General features: G+C 60.5%; 17 protein-coding genes. 2 read left to right on the forward strand and 15 right to left on the reverse strand.

Annotated features, from left to right (window positions below):
* Nucleotides 1-283 precede the first annotated feature (283 nt).
* A protein-coding gene (locus EO087_RS07830) for an IS3 family transposase (protein ID WP_240669153.1) occupies nt 284-1,517 on the forward strand; the annotation gives its coding sequence in 2 pieces (ribosomal slippage) (nt 284-555 and nt 554-1,517; 1,236 coding nt in all).
* On the opposite strand, the gene EO087_RS07835 is transcribed toward EO087_RS07830, so the two are convergent.
* From EO087_RS07835 to EO087_RS07905, 15 genes are all read right to left on the reverse strand, one after another.
* Nucleotides 1,429-2,565: a hemagglutinin repeat-containing protein gene (locus EO087_RS07835; protein WP_128898379.1), complete on the reverse strand. Its 1,137-nt coding sequence runs from the start codon at nt 2,563-2,565 to the stop codon at nt 1,429-1,431. The genes EO087_RS07830 and EO087_RS07835 overlap by 89 nt on opposite strands.
* 3 nt (nt 2,566-2,568) lie before the next feature.
* Nucleotides 2,569-2,874 (reverse strand): hypothetical protein, encoded by a 306-nt coding sequence (locus EO087_RS07840; protein ID WP_128898380.1) that lies wholly within the window; start codon nt 2,872-2,874, stop codon nt 2,569-2,571.
* Entirely contained in the window at nt 2,874-5,840 is a 2,967-nt protein-coding gene (locus EO087_RS07845) for a hemagglutinin repeat-containing protein (protein ID WP_128898381.1), read from the reverse strand. The genes EO087_RS07840 and EO087_RS07845 overlap by 1 nt, the downstream gene beginning before the upstream one ends.
* The gene (locus tag EO087_RS07850) at nt 5,809-6,066 is read right to left on the reverse strand and encodes a hypothetical protein (RefSeq protein WP_128898382.1); all 258 of its coding nucleotides are present in this window, start codon (nt 6,064-6,066) and stop codon (nt 5,809-5,811) included. The genes EO087_RS07845 and EO087_RS07850 overlap by 32 nt, the downstream gene beginning before the upstream one ends.
* 437 nt (nt 6,067-6,503) lie before the next feature.
* Nucleotides 6,504-11,537, reverse strand: a complete 5,034-nt coding sequence (locus tag EO087_RS07855; RefSeq protein ID WP_343133214.1) for a hemagglutinin repeat-containing protein — start codon at nt 11,535-11,537, stop codon at nt 6,504-6,506.
* A 220-nt stretch (nt 11,538-11,757) separates the two neighbouring features.
* Nucleotides 11,758-15,072, reverse strand: coding sequence for a filamentous hemagglutinin N-terminal domain-containing protein (locus EO087_RS16720; RefSeq protein WP_128898384.1), 3,315 nt, complete (start codon nt 15,070-15,072; stop codon nt 11,758-11,760).
* 311 nt (nt 15,073-15,383) lie between these two features.
* A complete protein-coding gene (lolD, locus tag EO087_RS07865; protein WP_128898385.1) occupies nt 15,384-16,097 on the reverse strand; it encodes a lipoprotein-releasing ABC transporter ATP-binding protein LolD in 714 nt (237 codons plus the stop codon).
* Nucleotides 16,090-17,337, reverse strand: a complete 1,248-nt coding sequence (locus EO087_RS07870; protein ID WP_128898386.1) for a lipoprotein-releasing ABC transporter permease subunit — start codon at nt 17,335-17,337, stop codon at nt 16,090-16,092. The genes lolD and EO087_RS07870 overlap by 8 nt, the downstream gene beginning before the upstream one ends.
* A gap of 198 nt (nt 17,338-17,535) precedes the next feature.
* Nucleotides 17,536-17,973 (reverse strand): protein YgfX, encoded by a 438-nt coding sequence (locus tag EO087_RS07875; protein WP_128898387.1) that lies wholly within the window; start codon nt 17,971-17,973, stop codon nt 17,536-17,538.
* On the reverse strand, nt 17,945-18,193 hold the full coding sequence (locus EO087_RS07880; RefSeq protein WP_128898388.1) for a succinate dehydrogenase assembly factor 2: 249 nt from the start codon (nt 18,191-18,193) through the stop codon (nt 17,945-17,947). The genes EO087_RS07875 and EO087_RS07880 overlap by 29 nt, the downstream gene beginning before the upstream one ends.
* A 173-nt stretch (nt 18,194-18,366) precedes the next feature.
* Nucleotides 18,367-19,149 carry a succinate dehydrogenase iron-sulfur subunit gene (locus tag EO087_RS07885; RefSeq protein ID WP_128898389.1) on the reverse strand — a complete coding sequence of 261 codons (783 nt, stop codon included), beginning with the start codon at nt 19,147-19,149 and terminating at the stop codon, nt 18,367-18,369.
* A gap of 288 nt (nt 19,150-19,437) precedes the next feature.
* The gene (sdhA, locus tag EO087_RS07890) at nt 19,438-21,225 is read right to left on the reverse strand and encodes a succinate dehydrogenase flavoprotein subunit (protein WP_128898390.1); all 1,788 of its coding nucleotides are present in this window, start codon (nt 21,223-21,225) and stop codon (nt 19,438-19,440) included.
* A gap of 5 nt (nt 21,226-21,230) precedes the next feature.
* Complete coding sequence (gene sdhD / locus EO087_RS07895) at nt 21,231-21,626, reverse strand: succinate dehydrogenase, hydrophobic membrane anchor protein (protein ID WP_128898391.1); 396 nt, start codon at nt 21,624-21,626, stop codon at nt 21,231-21,233.
* Entirely contained in the window at nt 21,623-22,018 is a 396-nt protein-coding gene (gene sdhC, locus EO087_RS07900; protein WP_128898392.1) for a succinate dehydrogenase, cytochrome b556 subunit, read from the reverse strand. The genes sdhD and sdhC overlap by 4 nt, the downstream gene beginning before the upstream one ends.
* Before the next feature lie 82 nt (nt 22,019-22,100).
* Entirely contained in the window at nt 22,101-22,274 is a 174-nt protein-coding gene (locus tag EO087_RS07905; protein ID WP_128898393.1) for a DUF1674 domain-containing protein, read from the reverse strand.
* Between the two features lie 217 nt (nt 22,275-22,491).
* Here EO087_RS07905 and EO087_RS07910 point away from each other — a divergent pair, with 217 nt between their 5' ends.
* Nucleotides 22,492-23,202 (forward strand): folate-binding protein, encoded by a 711-nt coding sequence (locus EO087_RS07910; protein WP_240669162.1) that lies wholly within the window; start codon nt 22,492-22,494, stop codon nt 23,200-23,202.
* The last annotated feature ends 116 nt before the right edge of the window (nt 23,203-23,318 follow it).

The following is a 23,318-nucleotide window of genomic DNA, read 5'->3' on the forward strand; positions in this document are numbered from 1 at the left end:
CGGGTTTTATCCAATATCGCTTGGATGGCATCACTCTCACCACCGGATCACTAGCTCTGTATTCCCTTGATGCACATGCCACAAGAAACACGCAGCCCAATAGGGCAAGAACCATTCTGTTATTCATTGCCAATCGCCCCTTTGTTAGTGGGCGGCACATAAACGGGGATACTGTAGTTGCCTTCGCCCCATATCTTGTCCGTCAGTTTCCGTAAATCCGTAAAGTGGACCCCGGATTTGAGACACCAGTTTAGACTGTCCTCCGCGAGAGGATAACGAGCAGATGAGCGAAGGCAAGAAGCGTAAGACGCACAGCGCGGAGTTCAAGGCCAAGGTCGGCCTGGAGGCGGTGCGAGGGGTGAAGACGATCAACGAGATTGCCCAGCAGTACGGCGTCCATCCGGTGATGGTCAGCCAGTGGAAGAAGGAAATCATGGATCGGGCCGGCAGCCTGTTCGAGACCAAGCGCGGTCCCAAGCCGAACGAGGCGAGCGGTGATGACGACCGGCTGTACAGCGAGATTGGTCGACTGAAAGTGGAACTGGACTGGCTGAAAAAAAGTCCGGTCTGTGAGCATGGCGATGCGGATGAGTTGGATCGATGCGACGGACACGGCGCTGTCTATCACGCAGCAGTGCGTATTGAGCGCGGTGCCACGGGCAAGTGTGTATCGCCAACGGAGCGCGCAGACCCTACCCTGCGAGGAGGATTTGCTGTTGTGCAGGTTGATCGATGAGGCGTACACCGCAAGGCCGTTCTACGGCAGCCGGCGGATGGTCAGGACCATGCGTGCGCAAGGCTATCGGGTCAACCGTAAGCGCGTGCAGCGCCTGATGCGTGCGATGGGCTTGGCAGGCATGGCGCCCGGTCCAGCGACCCGCGTGAAGCATCCTGAGCACAAGGTCTATCCCTACCTGCTGCGTGGCGTGCCGGTCGTGCGCCCGGGTCAGGTGTGGAGCACGGACATCACCTACATCCGGCTACCGCGTGGTTTCGCTTACCTGGTCGCGATCATCGATGGGTACAGCCGCAAGGTGCTGAGCTGGCGGATCAGCAACAGCCTGGATGCCGCGTTCTGCGTCGACTGCCTGGAGGAGGCATTGAGCGTTTACGGCCGGCCGGAAATCTTCAACAGCGATCAGGGTGTGCAGTTCACCAGCAAGGCATTTACGGATGTGCTCAAACGCGAAGGTGTGCAGATCAGCATGGATGGTCGCGGACGCGCATTGGATAATATTTTCGTCGAACGGCTGTGGCGCACGGTCAAGTATGAAGACGTATATCTGAAAGGGTATTCCACGATGGCCGAGCTGATGATCGGCCTGACGAACTACTTCGCGTTTTACAATGCGGAGCGCCCGCACCAGTCCCTTGGCTATGAGTCGCCGGACACGGTGTACGCCACGAGGAATGGCGGCGGTGCGCTGATCATCGACAAGTACGGCAAGGATGATGTATCCATGTCGAAAACAGGGCAGCGCTGTTCCGCTGCGGATGAGGTTGTGGAAGCAGCTTAAACTGGACTAAAAACTGTCTTGACAGTGGGGTCCACTTTACCTGCACTTTCTGTGCATCGAAGATCGGCGCGAGCGCCTGGTTATCGAGGGTGGGATTTCGATCAAGGCCACTGAGATCAGTATTGCCATCTCGTTGAATGATCGTGCCTTGCGCAATGCCGCTGTTGGTATCGCTGCTGCTGTGGCCGCTCTGTGGCACGCCAAGCATGGGCGAACCACTGAAGCCGCCACCGGCACTGTAGCCCGCACTCACGCCCACATTACTGGCACTGTAGTTCGCTTCGTTGTGAAGGCTCTCGTAAGTGAGGCTGCCGGTATCCAGCAGGTTTTTGCTCGGGTCCGCCGTGCTGGCAATCACGCCACCAATCAAGTGCGTGTTGCCACCCACGGTGATATCGAACCCGCCGCTGCCGGCGCTGATACCACTCACATCGGTGACGCTGGCATAGTGACTGTTCACCTTACTCTGGTGGTAGCTGACGCTGCCGCCCGAGCCGTAGCCGATCACCATCTTGCCGCCCAGCTGTTGCTGTTGGCTGGCGTAGTCGTCGGTGTCTTGTTCGCTTTGGATCAAGAGGTTGCCGCCGATGGCACCGAGCACGGTGTTGCCGGTGAGTTGGGCGCCCTGGATGGTGGTGTCGTTGCCGCTGATCAGGGTGAGTGTGTCGCTGGCGTTGATGCGGCTGATCGCATGGGTGGTGCCGTTGCCGTGGGCGTTGCCTTGGCCGACGGAGCCTTGTGCATAGAAGCCGATGCCGTCGCTGCCGATCTGGATGCCGATGCCGCCGCTGGCGTTTTTGTTGCTGCTTTGCAGGCTGTGGTTTTCTTGCTGACTGAGGAGATTAAGGTTGTTTTGTGCGGCGAGGGCCACGTTGTTGCCATTGACCTGGCTGCCGATGATCGTCAGATCGCCGCCGGTGGCCGCCATGACCACGTCGCCGTTGCTTTGGATGCGGCTGCCGTAGGCGGTTTCGTCGTGGGTGGTGGTGCTGGCAATGTCACCGTCTGCGCGCAAACCTATCTGTCCGGCTACCTGACTCAGCTCCATGTCCTATCGTTCTTTAGAACGTTCTTTTGTTGATTCATGCGGCGTGAGTTTCGTACAGACCCACACAGCAAATGCCGCCAAAGCGCCAAGTACCGCTCCCACAAGCAATACCCCAAAAAATTTCTTGGATAAAATGCGATGGACGGCAATTACCCATCCGCCTTCGTAGACGCCAAGGATAAAAAATGCTAAGGGCGTCACGACAATGCAGAATACGAAGATCGCCGCAAGTCGAAACCTTCTTAAATAGTGGATTGCAAACGGGCCAAGCAGCCCACCAATAATTCCTGACCAGAATCCATCAAACACTATTTGTCCTCCCGCTTTTGCTCATGCGCCTGAACTGCACCCTGCGCGGCCATGTTCGCAACCTTGCCAGTGACAATAGTGTTGATACGGATGACTGCGCCGTCCGCAGTGAAGGCATTAGCCCATGAATTAGGCAAATTCGCCCACTGAAACATCTGTGTCGCAAACATGCCGTTCACTGCCCCCACGGTCATTGAGGCACCAAGACCAAGATAGGAGAAGCGCCGATCGAAGGCAGTGCCAAAATTTGCGTCATTCCAAATCCAATCCCAGCCCGCTCCGGCGACAGCTCCGCCGGTATATCCGGCGCCAGAAGCAATCGCTCCGGTACCCGCCGCAGCGCCTAGCGAGTACCCCTGCGTGGCAACCTGATAAGCAGCCCACGCCTCTTGCCCCCAAGCCAACGTCGCAGGCGCTGCAGCAACCGCGACAGCGGTACCCGCGCCCGCCACCGCCGGAGCAAACATCAACTGCCCATTCTGGCTGACGACGTGATCCGCATAGACCAATCCCCACTCTGATCGATGACTCAAATAATCCTGCAGGCTGATGTTCTGGTCCACTTGCAATCCCAACTGGGCAGCCATCGGATCGGTGGCATAAGCAAAAGCGTCGAGGATGTTTGCCTTGCACGTGCCGGAGAGGCTACTGGCGCTGCCGCCACAAGCGCTGATGAGTTGTTGTTCCTGATTGGCTGACAATATCTCCGCGTTGCTCTTGGCAGATTCGATGCAGACACGATCACCGTCGCATCGATTGATTTCCTTTTGCAGGTCGGTCAACTGCTGATGGGTCAGATAGTTGTACGTTGTTCCATCCAGCGCTGTCGCCGCGCCGGCACCGCCGCCTGCGGCTGCGCCTACCGCAGTGCTGGCCAGCTTCAACATCGTGGCAAATTCCGGTGATCCAGGTGTATAGCCTTGACTCACCAAATAGTCGGCCATCTTCTGGACCACGAGCTGATTGGCGGCAGCCCCCAGCACACCTTGCAGCACATTGCCACCACCTAGCGCTGCGATGCCAGCACCCACCACGCCATGCAGAATCGTTCGCTCCGGACTGCCTTCGGCCCAGCCCATCTGTCCAGCCAGGTCGCCGGCTGCTCGCATGCCCACCTGGCCGGCGACGTTGCCCAGCTCCATGTTCTCTTGCACTTTCTGCGCATCGAAGATCGGGTTTAGCGCTTGATTGTCGAGCGTGGGATTTCGATCAAGGCCACTGAGATCGGTATTGCCATCTCGTTGGATGATCGTGCCTTGCGCAATACCGCTATGCGTATCGCTGCTGCTATGGCCACTCTGTGGCACGCCCAACATCGGCGAACCACTGAAGCCACCACCAGCACTGTAACCCGCGCTCACGCCGACATTGCTGGCACTGTAGTTCGCTTCGTTGTGAAGGCTCTCGTAAGTGAGGCTTCCGGTATCCAGCAGGTTTTTGCTGGGGTCGGCACTGCTGGCCATCACACCACCGATCAGGTGCGTGTTGCCGCCCACGGTGATATCAAAACCGCCACTACCCGCGCTGATGCCGCTCACGTCGGTGACGCTGGCATAGTGACTATTCACCTTGCTCTGGTTGTAGCTGACGCTGCCACCCGAGCCGTAGCCGATCACCATCTTGCCGCCCAGCTGTTGCTGTTTACTGGCGTAGTCGTCGGTGTCTTGTTCGCTTTGGATCAAGAGGTTGCCGCCGATGGCGCCGAGCACGGTGTTGCCGGTGAGTTGGGCGCCCTTGATGGTGGTGTCGTTGCCGCTGATCAGGATGAGTGTGTCACTGGCGTTGATGCTGCTGATCGCATGGGTGATGCCGTTGCCGTGGGCGTTGCCTTGGCCGACGGAACCTTGTGCATAGAAGCCGAAGCCGTCGCTGCCGATCTGGATGCCGACACCGCCGCTGGCGTTCTGGTTGCTGCTTTGCAGGCTGTGGTTTTCTTGTTGGCTCAAGATGTTGAGGTTGTTGGCAGCGGCCAGCGCAACATTGTTGCCATTGACCTGACTGCCGATGATGTTCAGATCGCCACCGGTGGCTGCCATGACCACATCGCCGTTGCTTTGGATGCGGCTGCCGTAGGCGGTTTCGTCGTGGGTGGTGGTACTGCTGCTAGCGCTGCTGGCACCGATGCCCAGTTGCAGGTTGATGCCCCCTTGGCCTGTCGGCGTCTTGGTCGCGCCTTGCAGCCCGCCGGCCAGAGCGGTACCCATGCCATCTTCCACGGCATAGGCGGCTTGGGCGGCATACAGCGCCTTGAGGCGGTCGTCGCTGACTTGGCTGCCGCGCTCGGCGCTGGCGTAGGCACTGTTGACCGCATTGGCGACAGCACCACCCAAGCCCAGCGTGATTCCCGCTTGTTGTTGTTTGTACGTCTGCGTGGTGTCTTGCGTACCCACCGCCGCGTCGAGGGTCACATCTTTGCCCACGATCGCCGTGCCGGTGTTGCTGATCACCTCGCTGCCGGTGATGTGCACGAGACTGCCGGCGGTGAGCGTGACGCCACCGTTCAAGCTGCCGATCAGGCTGCCTTGTGGGGTGGTGTCGGTTTCGGTGTAGCTCTGACTCTCTTTGCTGCGGCCGATCATCAGATTCAGGCCGCTGGTGAAAACACCGCTGGTCTTCGTGGTGCGCTCGTGCTGTTCGCTGTGGGTGTCGGTGGCGACGCCGATATTCAGGTTGTTGCCGGCGGCCATCACGATGTCGTCGGTGGCGACGATTTGTACGGCTTGGGTGTTCACGTCATGACCGGCGGCGACGGTGACGGTGTTGCCGCTGAGCAAGCCAGAGGTTTTCGTCGTGCTGTCTTGTTGCCAGGTGTGGTTTTCTTGGGCCGCGTGGAGGTTCACGTCGTGGCCGGCAGCTAGATGCGGTTGCCGCTGGAGCCAGCGACGTTCCTTACTCGCCGCCTGACCGATGGAACTGAGCACCTCCTCGAGTGCATCATTTGTTGCCGCACTTGTACGGGCTTTCACTAGTCAACTCCTTGCCTGTCGTCATATCCATCATTGACACCGTTGCACCCGGATAGGCGCTACAAATTGCATTTCTAGCCGAGTAGATATGATTACCTTGCACGTCCATCACCATAGAGATTGGAACGCCATCCTTATTGATAGCGGAGACTCTGTATGTTCCGGATAAAGTGACACATCCTGCAAGGAAAAATGTAGTCAGAACGATGGAAATAGTATTTTTCATGCAGACTCTCCTTTTTTACGGTCAATGACAAACATCAGCGCGCGGAAATATTTTGCAAAACTGGCTATTCAATCGCGTATTCTCATCACGATGAGGCGCTGAAACCCCTGGCTTGCAAGCACGCATGCCTGAGTAGCCACCTTGGCAGACGTCAAATATTTTTCCGTCGTAGAGATAACCACTATTCGCCATACATCTGTACATAAGCGCGATTTCGTCGGGTGTCGTCGCCGCACTTATCATTCGATCTCTTACGCCATTTGGACTGGGATAGCCGCACTCAAGCATTGCCTTTCTGACAACTAGCTCATCATCACCAGGCCGCGACCATCTCTCGTATTCATAAGGATTGGGCTGAAATGGTTTGTAGCCAAAGCACGCCGTTAAGAGTGACGCAACTATCAGGGCAAGAATAAATCTTATCTTCATAGGCTTCACTACTCCTTACGGCCTGATGCAGGCATGGACATAGGCATCAGGGTGGGAAAGTCCTGCCAGAAGTTTCCGCACGCCGCATCCTTACTTGCTCCATAACAGTTATGCGAGGTGTCCTTCTGCCCTGTCCCAGCCCGGATCATCTCCCAAAGTGACGACGATCCATCAGGAATCGTGCCGCCCGTTGCAGGATTGCCGCCAATGAACCGCCCAACCGGATCGGCGATATGATTCTGCAACGTCAACACCATTCCCTGCCTTTGTGCCGGATCAGCAATAGCATCGCGATCCTGCAAGAAGCCCAAAATTTGGTCGGCTTTCGCTGCGTTATATGCCGGCCCAAAGAGGCTTACGGTCATCCCCGACAAAACGCCCTCCGCACCAGGCGTCTTGGCGATCGATTCCAAGGCGTTGCCGATGGTCATTGCCCCGCGGCTGTGCCCATCGAAATGCAAGGCGTCTTGCCCGTAGTAAAGCATCATCCACTTGGTTTCTTGCGTGGCATGGGTCAGGCCCCAGAAATCATTCTCAAGATTCTTCTGGTATCCCGCGACCAAGAGCTCAGACAGGGCATTTCCAGCCTCGGGAAACGCAATGTAGTACTGGGGGCCGTCTCCGGCACTGCTGTGCTGATCCGCATATTTGGCCGCCGCCTCGTTGCCATTGAAGATGCCGTTGTCGGCGATATACACCGCACCGTCCTTGCCGGGCTGTAGTTGCATCTTTTGCTCGTCGGTCAACTTTCGACCAGGTATAGCCTTGCCATTCTCGTCATACGCCACTTCATACACATCGGCCGACTTCACAAACATCGTGCGATACGCCTCATCGGTGAAGTGCGTACCCATCTGATAGCCCAGGCTGTTCGCCACCTGCTCCAACTCGGCGTTGGCTTGCAGCTTGCCAAGGTCTGGGCGCGCCAATGCTTGATTGTCAAGGCTGGCATCTCGACTCAGGCCCGCCATGGCTTGCTCAGCGCTCTTGCCCGTCAATGCTTGTTGCGCCTGCCCGTCCGCGATGGCGATCGTACCGTTGGCGATGGCGCTATGCGTGGTGCTGCTGTGCGCTTCGTCATCACTGCCACCACCCATCAGGTTGCCCACGACGGTCTTGCCGATCGCATATTTGCTTCCGCTGAGTACGCTGTTGTCGCTACCCAAGCTGCTGCTTGAGACTTTGCCACTGCTTTGGTTCTGGATGTCTTCATAGAGGAGCGTGCCAGTGGTCAAGCTGTTCTTGCTGGGATCGGCGCGGCTGGCGATCACCCCTCCGACCAGGTGCGTGTTGCCACCTACGGTGATGTCGAAGCCGCCACTGCCCGCGCCGATACCGCTCACATCGGTCACGCCGGCATAGTGGCTGCTGGATTTGTTCTGACTGTAGCTAAAGCTGCCACCACCGCCGGCGCCAATGACCATGGCGCCACCGATTTGCTGTTGTTTGCTGGCAAAGTCGTCGGTGTCCTGTTCGCTTTGAATCAACAGGTGGTTGCCAACGTTGGCCAGCACGGTATTGCCTGTGAGTTGGGCGCCCTTGATGGTGGTGTCGTTGCCGCTGATCAACGTCAAGGTGTCGTTGGCGTTGATGCTGCTGATGGCGTGCGAGGTGCCGTTGCCATGCGCACTGCCCTGGCCTACCGAGCCTTCAGCGTAGACGCCGAAGCCGTTGCTGCCGATTTGCAGGCCGATGCCGCCGCTGGCGTTTTTGTTGGTGCTCTCCAGGCTGTGGTTCTCGGCCTGGCTCAGAAGGTTGAGGTGGTTGGCAGCGGCCAGCGCCACGTTCTGGCCATTGACTTGGCTGCCGATGATCGTCAGATCGCCGCCTGTGGCGGCAATCACCACGTCGCCGTTGCTTTGGATGCGGCTGCCATAAGCGGTTTCGTCGTGGGTAGTGGTGCTGCTGGATGCGCTGCTGGCGCCAAGGCCAATGCGTAAGCTGATGCCCTGACCGACATTTGTGCCTGCCGATGCGGCAGCGCTGGCTGCGTCTTGGTAGGCGTTGTACGCCTCGTAGGCGGTATAGGCGGATTGGCTCGCATACAGCGCTTTGAGGCGGTCGTCTTCGGCGTGGTTGGCGGCTTGAGAGCGGCCGTAGACACTCTGCGCGACGCTAGCCAAGCCCCCACCCAAACCCAGCGTGATCCCCGCTTGCTGTTGCTTGTACGTCTGCGTGATGTCTTGCGTACCCACCGCCGCATCGAGGGTGACGTCGTTGCCAACGATGGCGGTGCCGGTGTCGCTCAGCACCTCGCTGCCGGTGATGTGCACGAGATTGCCCGCCGTAAGCGTGACGCCACCGTTCAAGCTGCCGATCAGGCTGCCTTGCGGGGTGGTGTCGGTTTCGGTGTACGTGTTGCTTTCCTTGCTGGACCCGATCATCAGATTCAGGCCGCTGGTGAAAACACCGCTGGTCTTCGTGGTGCGCTCGTGCTGTTCGCTGTGGGTGTCGGTGGCGACGCCGATATTCAGGTTGTTGCCGGCGGCCATCACGATGTCGTCGGTGGCGACGATTTGTGCGGCTTGGGTGTTCACGTCATGACCGGCGGCGACGGTGACGGTGTTGCCGCTGAGCAAGGTGCCGACCGCCAGGCTGTCCTGGCTGGCATCGTGGGTGGTGGTGGTGCTGCTGCTGAGCAGGCCGGATTTTTTGGTGGTGCTGTCTTGTTGCCAGCTGTGGTTTTCTTGGGCCGCGTGGAGGTTCACGTCGTTGCCGGCGGCGAGTGCGATGGCACCGTTGCTGCTGGTGACGTTGGCGGCGACGGTGGTGAGGTCGTGGCCGGCGCTGAGGGCGATGCCGTGGGCGGCGTCGAGTGTGGTGCCGCGCAACGATTGGTCTTGCGTGATCTGGTTGTATTGGGTGTGGCCGCTCTGCCAACTGTTGCCTTGGCTTTGGGTATCGGTGACGGCGTTGAGGGTGAGGTCGTGGCCGGCGCTGAGGGCGAGTTGATCGCCGGCTTGGAGCTGTGCGCCCTGGCTGGTGAGATCGTTGCCGGCGGCGAGCACGGCACTGCCGCCGGCGTGGAGCGTGGTGACATCGGTGTGCGTGCTCGCGCTGGCGGCGTGGGCGCTTTGCTGGCTGCTGCCTTGGCCGGCGGCGGCGTTGAGGGTGAAGTTATGGCCGGCGATCAGTTGTGCGTCGTTGCCGGCGTTGAGGGTGCTGGCGGTGGCGGTGAGGTCGTTGCCCGCCGCCAGGCCGAGGTTTTGGCCGGCGTTGACGTTAGCATGGTCGAGATTGAGGTTGTTGCCCGCTTGGGCGGTGAGGATGCCGGTGGCGCTGAGCTGGCCACCGGTGGCGATACCGGCGCGTTGCGCATCGCTGAGCGAGAGACCGCTGAGGTTGACGGTGCCCAGGCTGACGGTGCTGCTATCGGCGCGGCTGGTGAGGTTATTGCCGGCCACCAACGCGACGTTGCCGCCCTGGAGGGCGCCGGCGTTGAGCAGGTCTTGCGCGGCTTGCACGCTCAGGTTGCCGCCGGCCGCGACGGTGCCGGCGTTGAGCAGATTGCCGGCTTTCAGGCGGGCATCGTTGCTGGCTTGCAGGGTGCCCGTGTTGGTGAGCTGGTTGCTGGCGTTGATGCTGACGGTGCTGCCTTGCATGACCGCGCCGCTGGCCACGTGGCTGGCGGTGTTCTGGCTCAGATACACCACTGGCACCAGGACTTGTTCGCCGTTCACCGTTTGGTTGACCAGCCAGACCATGTCCTGGGTCAGGCTGGCGATCTGGGCGGGGGTGAGGGCGACGCCGACGCTGAGGTTGAATGACTGGGCTTCCTGCGTGCCCGCATCCATCAAGGCTTTGTATTGCTCCAACGCATCGCCGTTGCCGTCGAGGAAGCGGCGGCCCGTAAGGCTGGTGAGTTGGTCCATCACCAGCTGGGTTTCGTAGAAGGCATCGCCCAGGCGCTTCAAGGTGAGGTCACCTTGCAGGCCCAACTGGTTCAGGAGGTAGTCGCTGCCGAGGAAGCCGCTCATCGTGGCGAAGCGTGGATCGGTTTCCACCAGATACGGGCTGCCGTTGCCGGGGTGAAGGGTGTACAGGCCGTTGCGGGGCAGTTGCACCGGATAGGGCTGCTGCGGGGTGCCGACGAACGGGGCGCCGGGGGCGGGGCCGAGGTTGCCCAGGTTGCCGGGGTGGGTGTTGCCGACGACGTTGCCGGCGCCGCCGCCACCCTGGCCGCTGAGATATGGGCCGCTGCTGTTTTGTCCCAGACCCACGCCGCTGACCGGTTTGCCGTCGGCGCCGACGGGCGTGTTGCTGACGTCTTGCGCGCGGATGTCCACCGCGTTGCCAGCGCTCATCGTGGCGCGCAAGCTGGGGCCGGCATCGAGGGTCAGAAAAGGCACGCTGCCCGCCGCCAGGGTGGCGCTCGTGACGTGCTCGGCAAAGACCATCGGTGGTTGGTTGGATTCGCGGTTGGAGTACCAGCGCTTGCCGCGGTAATCGCCATCGACGGAGCGCACCAGGTCGTTCTGGAGCAACACGGTGGGGACGAAGGCGAGGTTTTGCACGGTGTCGCTGCCGACGTTGCCGCCCCCGTTGTTGCCATCCTGGCCGTTGATGATCAGATGGTTGCCGGCGGCGATCGTGGCGTTGCTGTTGAGGACGGAGCCGTTGAGGCGGATGTTGCCACCGGCCAAGAGGCGGCTTTCGGCGCTGGCGGCGGTGAGGCGGGTGATGGACAGGATGGTTTGCGTGAGCGTGTCGTAGGCGGCATCGCCGTAATAACCCAGCGGACCACAGCGCACGGCGTGGCCATTCATGCCGATGGTTTGCGCGTAGGCGTTGCAGAAGGTGGTGGCTTCGGGGTCGGTGGTCCAATCGAAGAGGGTGGTGCGGGTGGTGCGGTTGGCTTGCTGTTCGGCGGGGCTGAGCGTGTAGGTTTCCGTCTCCAGCACGCGCCGCTCGTTGGTGATCTGCTGGGCGTTGACGATGAGGTTGCCGCCGGCTTCGATGTCGCCGGAAAGGTTCGTCACCGATTGACTGCGCGTGCCGGCGGCATCGGCGGCGAGGGTGAGGTCGCCCAGGCTGTAGAGCATGGCGTCGCGGTTGAGCAGATCGCCGGTGATATAGAGATTGAGTGCATTGACGGCGGCGATCAGGCCGGTTTGGTAGGGGTTGTTGTCGGTTTGCGTGCCAAGGTCGGCGCCGTTGGTCAGGCTGGCAGCGTGGATCGTGATGGTGTTGCCGATGATGGTGCCGGTGTTGCTGACGTGGCTGGCGTTCAACACCAGGTTGTCGCCTTCGAGGCGGCCTTGGTTAGTTTGCGTGGCGGCATGGAGGGTGGTGGTGCGGCTGTTGATGTCGGCGCCGGCCTGGTTGTCCAGACTGGCCGCGTTGACGGTGAGCGCGTTGACCGCTTGCAAGGTGGCGCCGCGGGTGTTGGTCAGTGTGCCGCCCAGGTTGAAGACCACGTCGTGGTTGGCGAACAGCGTGATTGCTGATCGATGCGGCGTGGAGGGTCAACGATGCCGTGCCGTCCCCACCGCCGGCTTCGAGGCGGCCGTGGTCGTTGCCGAGGGTGCCGGCGATAGTCGCGTTGACGGACCCCAGGGCTTGCAGCGCACCGCGATTGAGGGCGTCCGCTTGCGCGGTGAGCGTGAGGTCGGTGCCGGCGTAGAGCTGGCCGGCGTTGTTCAGGCTGCCGGTGTGGAGGTTCACCCCCTGGTTGCTGCCAAGGAAGCCATCGGTATCGTTGCTGAGCGTGGTGGCGACGGTGATGGCCAGATCGCCATCCAACGCCTTGATCTGGCCGTTGCCATTGGTCAGCGCATCGGCGGCGAGGTGCGCGAGCTTGGCTTGCAGCAGGCCGGCCTGGTTGCTGAGCGTGCCGCCGAGGTTGGCTTGCAGCACGTTGGCCACCACGGTGCCGCCCGCATTGCTGAAGTCGGTGCCGGTGAGGGTGGCGTTGCCGGCGACGCTCAGCGTGCCACCGTCGTTGACGGTGGTGGCGCTGTCGAGAACCAGGTTGCCGTTGCCGACGATGTGACCCTGTGTATTGGTCAACGTATCGGTGGTGATCGCCAGCGTGCCGGCGCCGGCGTGCTGAATGGCGGCGTTTGTGTTGTTGATCACGCCCGCGCTGATGGTGAGGTTGTTCGCATTGCTGGCAAAGGTGCCGTTGGCGTTGTCCAACAAGCCGGTCACGGCAAGTGTGGTGTCGCTGTCGCCGGTTTGCAGCAGTTGGCCGCCTTGGTTGGTCAGGCTGCCGGCTTGCAAGTTCCACTGACCGGCTTGGAGGCGACCTTGTGCGTTGTTCAAGGCGTGTGCGGCCTGGATGCTTAGACGACCCGGGGTGGCGAGGTCGCCGCCGGCATGGTTGATATCACCCAGCCATGCGGTGAGTGCGATATCGCCGCCGGCGCGCGTGGTGGCGCCATGCAGATCGAGGGCACTGCCGCTCACGCTGAGCGCCCCGGAGGCGGCGAGTGTGCCGGTGGCGGCGAGTGCGCCTTGGGTGCGCAGGGTCAGTGACGCGTTGCCGCTGAGGTTGCCATCGGACTGAAGGCCCGCCGCCACCGTGCCGCGGCTCGCCAAGGTGCCGGCGGTGAGGGTGAGATCGTTGAGTGCGGCCAGGGTGCCGGTGTGGGTGAGCGTGCCGCCGACTTGCCATTGCGACGCCGCACCGGCATAGGTCGTACCGGCCAGGGTGGCATCGCCCGCTACCTGCACGGTTTGTGCGCCGTCACTGCGCAGCGTGCCGCGTTGGTCAAGTTGACCGGCGTACAGGTCCAGCGCTTGGCCGCTGTAGAGGGTGCCGGTGGATTGCAGCAAGCCGCTGCTGTGGAGCGACAGATCGTTAGCCGCGTACAGCAGGCCATCGTTATTGCTGAAGCTGCCAGCGCGCAGCGCAGCGTTGGCCGCGCTGATCCAGGTGCCGTGCGTGTTGTCCAGCAAACCTTGGATCTGGGCGGTCATGGCGCCGCGGGTTTGCACGGAACCGTAAGCATTGCGCCAGACGGCGGCTTGCGCATCGAGCGAACCGGCTTGGATCGTGCCGCGGGTGTTGTCCAGCGTGCCGGCGCTGCGCACCGTCAGCGCACCATGGGTGGCAAGCGTGGCGTTGTGATGATCGATATCGCCCGCGGTGCTGATCAAGACGATCGTGCTGCCGACCTGCGTCTGCGCATGGGACAGGTCGAGCGCGCTGCCTTGCAGGGTCATGCCGCCAGCGGCGAGGTTGCGGCCATTAGCAGCAAGCAGGTTCGTGGTGGCGACGTCGAGCGCACCGCTGCCTTGCAGGCTGCCGTCGCCAGCCACACCGGCACCGAGTGTGCCGGAGGAAACCCCTTGCTGCGCACGCAAGGTCGCGTTATTGGCCGCCGCGATAAGGTTGCTGTTGCTGAGCGTGCCGGCGGCAGTAAGGTGGATATCGCCGGCGCTGTAGAGCGTGCCGGTGTTGGTGACATCGCCGGCACTTTGCAGCGCTATGCTGCCCGCCGATTGCAGCGAACCGTGGTTGGTCAGCGCGCCGGCGACCACGCCCACGTTGCCGCCGCTGTAGAGCGTGCCAGCGTTAGTCGTGTCGCCGGCTGTTTGCACGGACAACCCACCGCCGGACTGCAGCGTGCCGCTGTTGGCCAGTGAGCGGCTGTGGATCGTGAGGTTGCCCGCCGACGAGGTCGTGCCGGTCAGTTGCAATTGACCGGCGCTGTCGATGATGAAATCGCCGCTCTGCGTGGCCAATTGACCCGCGTTACGCACGCCGATGCCCGCGTCGGTGGCGACCAGCATGATCTGGTTGGCATACATGCCGCCCAGCGCGGCCACATCCACGCCCACCACCGGGGCGACGCCATCGCCCCCGATCGCCTGGGTGGACAGATCCGCATAGCCCACCTGATTCGCGCCCGTGGCCACGTTGAGGTGATTGGCCCACACCTTGCCATTCACGGCCAGGTTGCGTGCGATCAGATCGAGGCGGTCGATGTTGGAGGCATTCAAGCCATCGCCATCGATGCTGATGGCGCCGCGCGTCGTGTGAAAGGCACTCAAGGAACCATCGCCACCGAACACCGGCACACCGGTGGTCAGCGTGGCGCGTGGCGTGTTGATGAAGCCCGCTCCCGACACACGGATGCCGTTGGGATTGGCAATGATCACATCGGCGGCGTTACCGGCCACTTCCGTATAGCCGCGCAGATAGGTCGGGTGGGTCGAGGTGACTTCGTTGACGATCACCTTGGCCGATCGGCCCGGCGGATAGTTTGGATTGCCGGTGATGTATCCACCGAACTGCGTCGGCGACACGTTGGCGGCGTTGTTGAGAATCAGCCCCGGCTGATCGACATTGAATTGCTGGTATTGGTTGTGCGACACGCCAGCGGCCGACGGCGCCACGATGTTGACCACCGGCGTGCCATGGGCCGCCGCATCGACACCGGGGCGGTGTACGCCGGCATTCGGATCGGGCGTGACTTGCGCGGCAACCAGAACCGGGGTGCCGAGCAGTGCGGCGAGCACCGCCGTGGTCAAGGCATGACGCGGCAATGTGCGAGAAGAACCCGAAGAAACACGACGCGAGATCATCATCCTGTCCTTGATGAAAAAACCAAAGCGAGCACGGGTACACACGGGGGGTTACCGTAGCAAGACCATCCGTGCGCTAACCCACGGATGACACGAAATCAGTCGTTGCCTACATCGAATTAGTGCTCGCACGGGGGGTTACCACTGCGGGGGTTACCACTGCGCGTTCGACTGCCACTGCAAGGTAACGCTCTGCTTTGGGGTCTAGCTCAGCTTAGGGGCAATGGCACTAACTTAAGCGCCCTTTAAAGTTCCTGGGAAAGTCCTGTCTCGCCGTTATTCCCGTTTTCGCGCACGACTATCCAGGAAAGGTCGAATGTCTGAAGGGGGCAACCTACGCGGATCGCATCGCAAGATCAGCTCGCGACCTTCTCGCGCAACTCACCGTTATGCAATTCCAGCGTACGATCCATACGCGCAGCCAAACGATTGTCATGCGTCACTAGGATAAAGCTGGTACCAATCTCCCGATTGAGTTCCAACATCATCTCGTAGACGTGCGCGGCGTTGTCTTCGTCCAAGTTACCGGTGGGTTCATCACCCAACACGCAGACAGGGCGCGTCACCAGCGCTCGCGCCACTGCGCAACGTTGGCGCTCGCCGCCGGAAAGTTCGGACGGCTTATGCTCCAGGCGCTGGCCAAGGCCTACGCGTTCCAACAGCGACTTGGCCTGCTTCTGCGCTTCAGCCATTTGGGTACCACGAATCAGCAACGGCATGCATACGTTTTCCAGCGCGGTGAATTCCGGCAGCAGATGATGGAACTGGTAGATAAAACCCATCGAGCGATTGCGCACCCGGCCACGCTCGGCGTCGGAAAGCCTGGAAAGCTGCCTGCCGTCCACTTCCACTTCGCCACGGGTGAGCGTATCCAGCCCACCTAGGATGTGCAGCAGCGTGCTCTTGCCGGAACCGGAGGCGCCGACAATGGAAAGCGTTTCGCCACGCTTGAGGGTGAAACTCACATCGCTAAGCACCTTGGTGTATAGATCGCCTTCCTCATAGGTTTTGGCGATATGGCTGGCGCGCAGCACGATGTCCGAAGATTCGTGGGTCATGGTCTTATTCATAGCGCAGTGCCTGCGCGGGTTGGGTACGCGATGCGCGCCATGCGGGATACAGCGTGGCAAGTAGGGAGAAGGCGAAGGTGATCAGGGCTACCCAGGTCACATCATGCCAATCGAGTTTGCTGGGCACTTCACTGATGTAATAAACGTCGGGCGACAGGAAGGTATAACCGGTGAGGTGCTCGATCCATTTCACGATGCCAGGCAGGCGCCAGGACAGCAACGAGCCAAGCGTCACGCCAAAGCCGATACCCACAAAGCCCACCAGCACACCCTGCACCATGAACATGCCCATGATGCTACGCGGCGTGGAACCCAGCGTGCGCAGGATCGCGATGTCTGCCTGTTTGTCGGTTACCAGCATCATCAACATGGAAATCAGATTGATGACAGCCACTAGGATGATCAACGAGAGGATGATGAACATCACCTTCTTCTCCATCGAGATGGCGGAGAAGAAGTTGGCGTGGCTATCCATCCAGGTGGTCAATTCGTAAACCTGACGCCCCAGAGTGTTGGCCAGTTCGCCCACCACCGAGCGGGCGTTGTAGAAGTCATCCAGTTTCAGACGAATGCCGGTGGGGCCGTCGATGCTTTTGAGCTTTTCGGCATTGCCCATGTTGATAAGGCCGAGTCCGGAATCGAACTCTTCCATACCTACCTCGAAAATGCCGCTGACCTTGAATCCTCGCACACGCGGCACAGCACCCAGTGGCGTGGCACGCAACTCCGGCACGACCATCGTGACTTGATCGCCAACGTTGACACCGAGCTGGATGGCAAGATCCTTACCCAGGATGATGTTCCAATCTCCTGATTTCAGCGAATCGAACGCCCCGGCGACCATGTGCGTATTAATGTCCGAAACCTTCGGTTCCAGCGCCGTATCGATGCCTCTCACGATGGCGCCGCTGGATCGCTGCCCTTGCAGGAAGGACTGAATTTCCACATAGGGCGCAGCACCCTTCACATGCGGATTGGCCTCCACCACCTTCAGCGCGTATTGCCAGTTCTGCACGCTTTCACCCGGCAGACCGGAGACCGTGGCATCGGAGATCGCGCCAAGGATGCGCGAACGCAACTGGTCGTCAAAGCCGTTCATCACCGACATCACCGTGATCAGTGCCATCACGCTGATCGTGATGCAGATGATGGAAACGATGGAAATGAAAGAGATGAACTGGTTACGCCGTTTGGCTCGCGTGTAGCGCAGGCCGATGAAAAGCTCGAGCGGTCGGAACATGTAAGGGTCGCTTGTGGGGTCGGGTGACAGGCCGTCCGATGACCGATGACTGTAAGATCATTCGAGAAATCGTTGGACCATGCCGCGGGCGCAGAGTGCCCGAAGCGGAGAGACGCAGCAACCGTCGAGGCTCGTCCTGCGCAATAGCCCCTCCCTTTGCTTGCGACCACAAAGGTGCCCCGTGGGATGCACAGGGCGCTAATCCTGCACCACTCCATCTTCCGCAGCGACTCGCAGCACGGCCAACCGCATACGCAACCGCCTGCGAATATCCGCATCGCTGTTATCGGGCATCAGCCAAAGCGTGAGCTTGCCGTAGCGCCGGCTGGCCAGACGAAGCAGAACCAGGCTCCCCATGGCACGGGATGAAAGCAGCGTCGCCGGATCATCGGCGCCGTCCAGGCCACGTAGCGTCCAGCCACCCTTGGCCCAACCCACGGCGTAAATCGGCAGGCGCAGACGGTGCATGGCCTGCCCACAGGCAACGACAACGACCACGATCAGCGCGCACCGCAAGAGCCACGGCGCTCCCAACAGGATAATCGCCAACAGAGCCAGCGACGCCATCAGAAGAAACAATCGCGGCACCCAGCGTGAGGGCCGGTACTCAAAGCCGATGGCGGGCGCGGATGTCATCGATGATCGCTTGCCAGTCCGCCCGCGGTGGGCGAGTATGGTTCATGACCCAATCCCACAGGTCCGGATCCTGCACGTCGAGCAGTTCGTCGAACGCCTGGCGCGTGGCCTCGGCGGCGGTCGAAAAGGAGGTTTCCAGCCAGCCACCGAACAAGACGTCAAGTTCGCGCGTGCCACGGCGGGTGCGCCATTGCAGGCGTTTGATGCGGGAAGCATCCATAGGAATAAAACGCGCGTAGCGCCTCGTTTGCCTCCTCTCCCCTTCGGGGAGAGGATTGAGGTGAGGGGCTGGGGCTCGCCCCGGATTTCTGTCGAAGCGCACTTCGACGCAACAGCAGCGCAAGATTGGCCCCTCACCCTGCCCTCTCCCCGGAGGGGAGAGGGAAAAGCCAATTACGCCGAACGACGCTCCACAATCAACTTCTTGATCTCCGCAATCGCCTTCGCTGGATTCAAACCCTTCGGGCAGGTGCGGGCGCAATTCATGATAGTGTGACATCGGTACAGCTTGAACGGATCTTCCAGATCATCCAGACGTGCACCGGTGTCTTCGTCACGCGAGTCGACAATCCAGCGATAGGCTTGCAGCAGGATCGCCGGGCCGAGATAACGATCACCGTTCCACCAGTAGCTCGGGCAACTGGTTGAGCAGCACGCGCACAGGATGCACTCATACAGGCCATCGAGCTTCTTGCGGTCTTCCGGCGACTGCAGACGTTCGCGGTCCGGCGCCGCACTCTGCGTGCGCAGCCACGGCTTGATCGACGCGAACTGGGCGTAGAAGTGGGTGAGATCCGGCACGAGATCTTTCACCACCGGCATATGCGGCAGCGGATAGATCTTCACATCGCCTGACGGGCACTCATCGATGGCCTTGGTGCAGGCCAGCGTGTTGGTGCCGTCGATGTTCATCGCGCACGAGCCACAGATGCCTTCACGGCACGAGCGGCGCAGGGTGAGCGTGGGGTCGATCTCGTTCTTGATCTTCAACAGCGCGTCCAAAACCATCGGGCCGCAGGCGGCCAGGTCGACTTCATAGATGTCGATGCGCGGGTTCTGGCCGTCGTCCGGCGACCAGCGGTAAATGCGGAACGTACGCGGTTTCTTCGCGTCTTTCGCCGGATAGTGCTTGCCCGGCTGGATCTTGGAATTCTTGGGTAGCGTGAACTCGGCCACGATTGCCTCTCCAGTCAGGTCAGAGCCTGAATATGGTCTCGGCGTAGCCCGCGTTGCCGCGATGCGTCCGCCAGGTGGTAATGCGCGGCGCAGCGCTTGCCTGGCTGGCAAGCCAAGCCGCGCGCTGCCGCATGGTGGACGCATCGCGGCAACCCTTCGGGCCGGGGCTGTTTGCCCGCCGGACTGCGTCCTCACTCAGTTGTGTATCGACATACACGCCTTCGCTCCTCCTTGCCCGACAGGCAAACAGTCCCGGCGCGGGCCACGCCGAGCCTATATTCAGGCTCTTTAATAAACGCGCTTCTTCGGCGGCACTACCTCGACCTCGGGGGTCAAGGTGTACATGTGCACCGGGCGGAAGTCGAAGCTGGTCTTGCCGTTTTCGTCGACCTTCACCAACGTGTGTTTCATCCAGTTGTGATCGTCACGATCGGGGAAGTCCTCGCGAGCATGTGCACCGCGACTTTCCGGGCGCTGCTCAGCCGAATGCATAGTGGCGACGGCCTGGCCCAGCAGGTTGGACAGCTCCAGCGTTTCGATGAGGTCGGAGTTCCACACCATCGAACGGTCGCTCACGTGCACGTCCTTGAAGGAGTCATAAACATCGGAGATCTTCTTCGAACCCGCCTTCAGCGTTTCGCCGGTACGGAACACGGCCGCATCTTCCTGCATGGTGCGCTGCATGTCCTGGCGGATCTTCGCCGTTGGCGTGCCGCCATTCGCGTGACGCAAGGCGTCGAAACGGCCAAGCGCCTTGTCCAACGCGCTGGCCGGCAGATCCTTATGCGCCAGACCCGGCTTGATGATTTCAGCGCAGCGATGCGACACCGCGCGACCGAACACCACCAGGTCGAGCAGCGAATTGGAACCAAGGCGATTGGCGCCATGCACGGACACGCAAGCCGCTTCGCCAATGGCGAACAGACCGGGTACGACCGAATCCACGTCGTCGCCCTTCTTCTGCACGACTTCGCCGTGATAGTTGGTGGGAATGCCGCCCATGTTGTAGTGCACGGTCGGCAGTACCGGGATCGGTTCCTTGGTGACGTCCACGCCGGCAAAGATGCGTGCCGATTCGGCAATACCTGGCAGACGCTCGTGAATCACTTCTGGACCCAAATGCATCAGGTTCAGATGTACATGATCCTTGTGTTCGCCCACGCCGCGGCCTTCGCGAATCTCAACCGTCATGGCGCGGCTGACCACATCGCGCGATGCGAGATCCTTAGCGCTCGGCGCATAGCGCTCCATGAAACGTTCGCCCTTGGAATTGGTGAGATAACCACCTTCGCCGCGCACACCTTCGGTGATCAGGCAACCCGCGCCATAAATGCCAGTGGGATGGAACTGCACGAACTCCATGTCCTGCAAGGCAAGACCGGAACGTAGCACCATGCCACCACCGTCACCCGTACAGGTGTGTGCGGAGGTTGCGCTGAAGTACGTACGGCCGTAACCGCCCGTCGCCAGCACCACCGCCTGACCGCGAAACAGATGCAGCGTGCCCTCGTTCATGTCGAGCGCAAGTACGCCACGGCACACGCCATCATCATCGAAGATCAAATCGATGGCGAAGTATTCGATAAAGAAAGTAGCGTCATGCGCCAGCGCCTGCTGGTACAGCGTGTGCAGGATCGCGTGGCCGGTACGGTCGGCGGCGGCGCAGGTACGCTGCGCGGTGCCCTTGCCGTAATGCGTGGTCATGCCGCCGAACGGGCGCTGGTAGATGCGGCCGTCATCGGTACGCGAGAACGGCACGCCGTAGTGTTCCAGTTCGAGGATCGAAGGAATGGCCTCGCGGCACATATATTCGATGGCGTCCTGGTCACCCAACCAGTCCGAACCCTTGATGGTGTCGTAGAAGTGGAAACGCCAATCGTCCTCGCCCATGTTGCCGAGCGCGGCGGCAATGCCACCCTGCGCCGCCACGGTATGCGAGCGGGTCGGGAACACCTTGGTGATACACGCGGCCTTGAGGCCCTTTTCGGCCAGGCCGAAGGTGGCGCGCAGACCCGCGCCACCGGCGCCGACCACGATCACGTCATATTTGTGCTGCTGAATCTTGTAGGCTTCCATCGACCTCAGGCTCCCAATGCGATACGCAGCACCGCCAACGTGCCAGCCAGCATGCTCAGCACCGCGAGGAACTTAATCGCCACCAGCAAGACGATTTCCTTCCAGCGGGTGTGTACGTAATCTTCGATCACCACTTGCAGGCCAAGCACGGCATGCCAGAAAGCAGTGATCAGGAAAGCAATCAGTAGCACGGCATTCCAGGGCTTGGCGACTGCGGCCCGGGCCGTTGCATAGTCCGAATGCAGCAGGCCCAACACCAGCACCACCAACCACAACCCGAGAATGATCAGACCGGCGGCGGTCACGCGCTGCGTCCACCAATGCCCCACGCCAGACTGGGAGGAACCCAGTCCGCGAGCACGCTTGAGCGGGTTGCGAAAATCTTTTGCATTCGTGCTCATGTGGCACCTCCGGCGATCAGTACATAAGCCCACACAAGCAGGGTCAGCACGATGCTACCGATCACCGACATCCAACTGGAGCGCACGAATTGCGGAATGGCATAACCGACGCCCGTGTCCTGGATCAGGTGACGGATGCCGTTGCACAGGTGGTAGAAAAACGCCCAGCTCCAGCCGATCAGCAAGACGATGCCCAACGAGCTGCTCATGCAGATCTTGAACTGATTGAAAGCGTCTTCGCCGGCGGCCAGCGAGAGGACACCCCAGATGATCATCAGTATGCCCACAGCCATAGCCATGCCGGTGGCGCGATGCAGGATGGAAGTCACCATCTGCACTTGCCACTTATATATCTGCAGGTGGGGTGAAAGCGGTCGTTGCGTATCTGCCATGGCGGCTATCCTGGGTGGAATCGCTAATGCCCACGTCTGCCCCTGCTTCATCGTTTCATATTCGACGCGAGATCGCGCCTGATCAGAAATCGATGCAGCGCCCGTTCTTTTCCCAGTCGCCGTAGCGCGTGGGATCCGGTACTGGTCGCCCGTCCTGTTCCTGTTCCTGTTCCTGCTTGGGCGAAGCAGGCGTGACAGCGCGCTCCGTCTTCGCGGGTTCAGGACTGGTTGCGGGTTTGGAGGATGTGTCGGGCATAGTTATCGTTAAAAGCGTAATACTTGCGGCATAGCGGCACAACCCTTTGACGTAGAGCCCCAAGCGTTGCAAGCGTTTGCCTGCGGCCTTGCACCATACGCTTATCGCCCCCATCACGACGCACATGCCGACATCCCATCTCGCCCAAGCCATTCTCCTTGATGGCGCTGACGCCACCGCCTTCGCCCAAGGTCAATTCACCAGCCAGGTTGCAGCCTTGCCCAACGGCCAATGGCAATTCAGTAGCTGGCTGGATACACAAGGACGCGTGCGCCATCTGTTTCATCTCGCACGACTGGGTGAGGAGCAACTATTGATGATTTTGCGAGGTGGCGACGCAGTGAATTTCGTTGAAGCATTACGCCGCTTCGTATTTCGCTCGCGCGTCACATTGAGTGTGCTCGAAGGAAAAAAACTAGCCACCGGCGACGCACTTCCCACACACATTGTTGATGTAGAAGATGACGTTATTCGATTAGGTTGCGGCTCTCATTCTTTGCAACTCGGTAGCGATGTTGCGGATGATGATGCATGGCAATGTGCACAACTGCGCGCTGGCTGGCCGTGGCTTCCCGTTACTGTATTGAATGAGCTGCTTCCGCCTTCTTTGTCCCTGCATCGACTCGGCGCCGTTGCACTTGACAAAGGTTGTTATCCCGGTCAGGAAATGGTTGCGCGACTGCATTATCGCGGCGGCAACAAACGCCACCTGCATCGCGTCCAACTCTCCAAAGAGGTTGCGGAAGGTGCTGAACTGCGTCGCGATGGCCGTGAATTCGTGCGATTGCTCACTGTGATCTCACACCAGAACGTCATCGAAGCCCTTGCTGTCATGACGGATGAGACAGCCAAAAAACTCACGCAAGATGCGGAAAACACTAGTGATGATGACGTTGTGATTCAGTCATTGGAGGCATGGTCAGACTGATGCATACATCATTGGAGGCACGCTCGCAATGTGAGCAAAGTGTGAATCAGGTGAATGAGACGCTTGCAAAAACAGAAAAGGCCTACTAGATTCCGGCAACACTTTTTCGGCGTCCA

The sequence above is a fragment of the Dyella sp. M7H15-1 genome, from assembly GCF_004114615.1.
In the GTDB taxonomy this organism is placed as follows: Bacteria; Pseudomonadota; Gammaproteobacteria; order Xanthomonadales; family Rhodanobacteraceae; genus Dyella_B.

What these genes read in the sequence shown, in the direction of transcription:
- EO087_RS07855 (WP_343133214.1), bottom strand. Translation starts at nt 11,537, where the DNA reads ATGCTCTACAGCCTGGGCGACCTCACCCTCGCCGCCGATGCCGCCGGC.
- lolD (WP_128898385.1), bottom strand. Translation starts at nt 16,097, where the DNA reads ATGAATAAGACCATGACCCACGAATCTTCGGACATCGTGCTGCGCGCC.
- sdhC (WP_128898392.1), bottom strand. Translation starts at nt 22,018, where the DNA reads ATGGCAGATACGCAACGACCGCTTTCACCCCACCTGCAGATATATAAG.
- EO087_RS07880 (WP_128898388.1), bottom strand. Translation starts at nt 18,193, where the DNA reads ATGGATGCTTCCCGCATCAAACGCCTGCAATGGCGCACCCGCCGTGGC.
- EO087_RS07850 (WP_128898382.1), bottom strand. Translation starts at nt 6,066, where the DNA reads ATGAAAAATACTATTTCCATCGTTCTGACTACATTTTTCCTTGCAGGA.
- EO087_RS07835 (WP_128898379.1), bottom strand. Translation starts at nt 2,565, where the DNA reads ATGGAGCTGAGTCAGGTAGCCGGACAGATAGGTTTGCGCGCAGACGGT.
- EO087_RS07870 (WP_128898386.1), bottom strand. Translation starts at nt 17,337, where the DNA reads ATGTTCCGACCGCTCGAGCTTTTCATCGGCCTGCGCTACACGCGAGCC.
- sdhD (WP_128898391.1), bottom strand. Translation starts at nt 21,626, where the DNA reads ATGAGCACGAATGCAAAAGATTTTCGCAACCCGCTCAAGCGTGCTCGC.
- sdhA (WP_128898390.1), bottom strand. Translation starts at nt 21,225, where the DNA reads ATGGAAGCCTACAAGATTCAGCAGCACAAATATGACGTGATCGTGGTC.
- EO087_RS07875 (WP_128898387.1), bottom strand. Translation starts at nt 17,973, where the DNA reads ATGACATCCGCGCCCGCCATCGGCTTTGAGTACCGGCCCTCACGCTGG.
- EO087_RS07905 (WP_128898393.1), bottom strand. Translation starts at nt 22,274, where the DNA reads ATGCCCGACACATCCTCCAAACCCGCAACCAGTCCTGAACCCGCGAAG.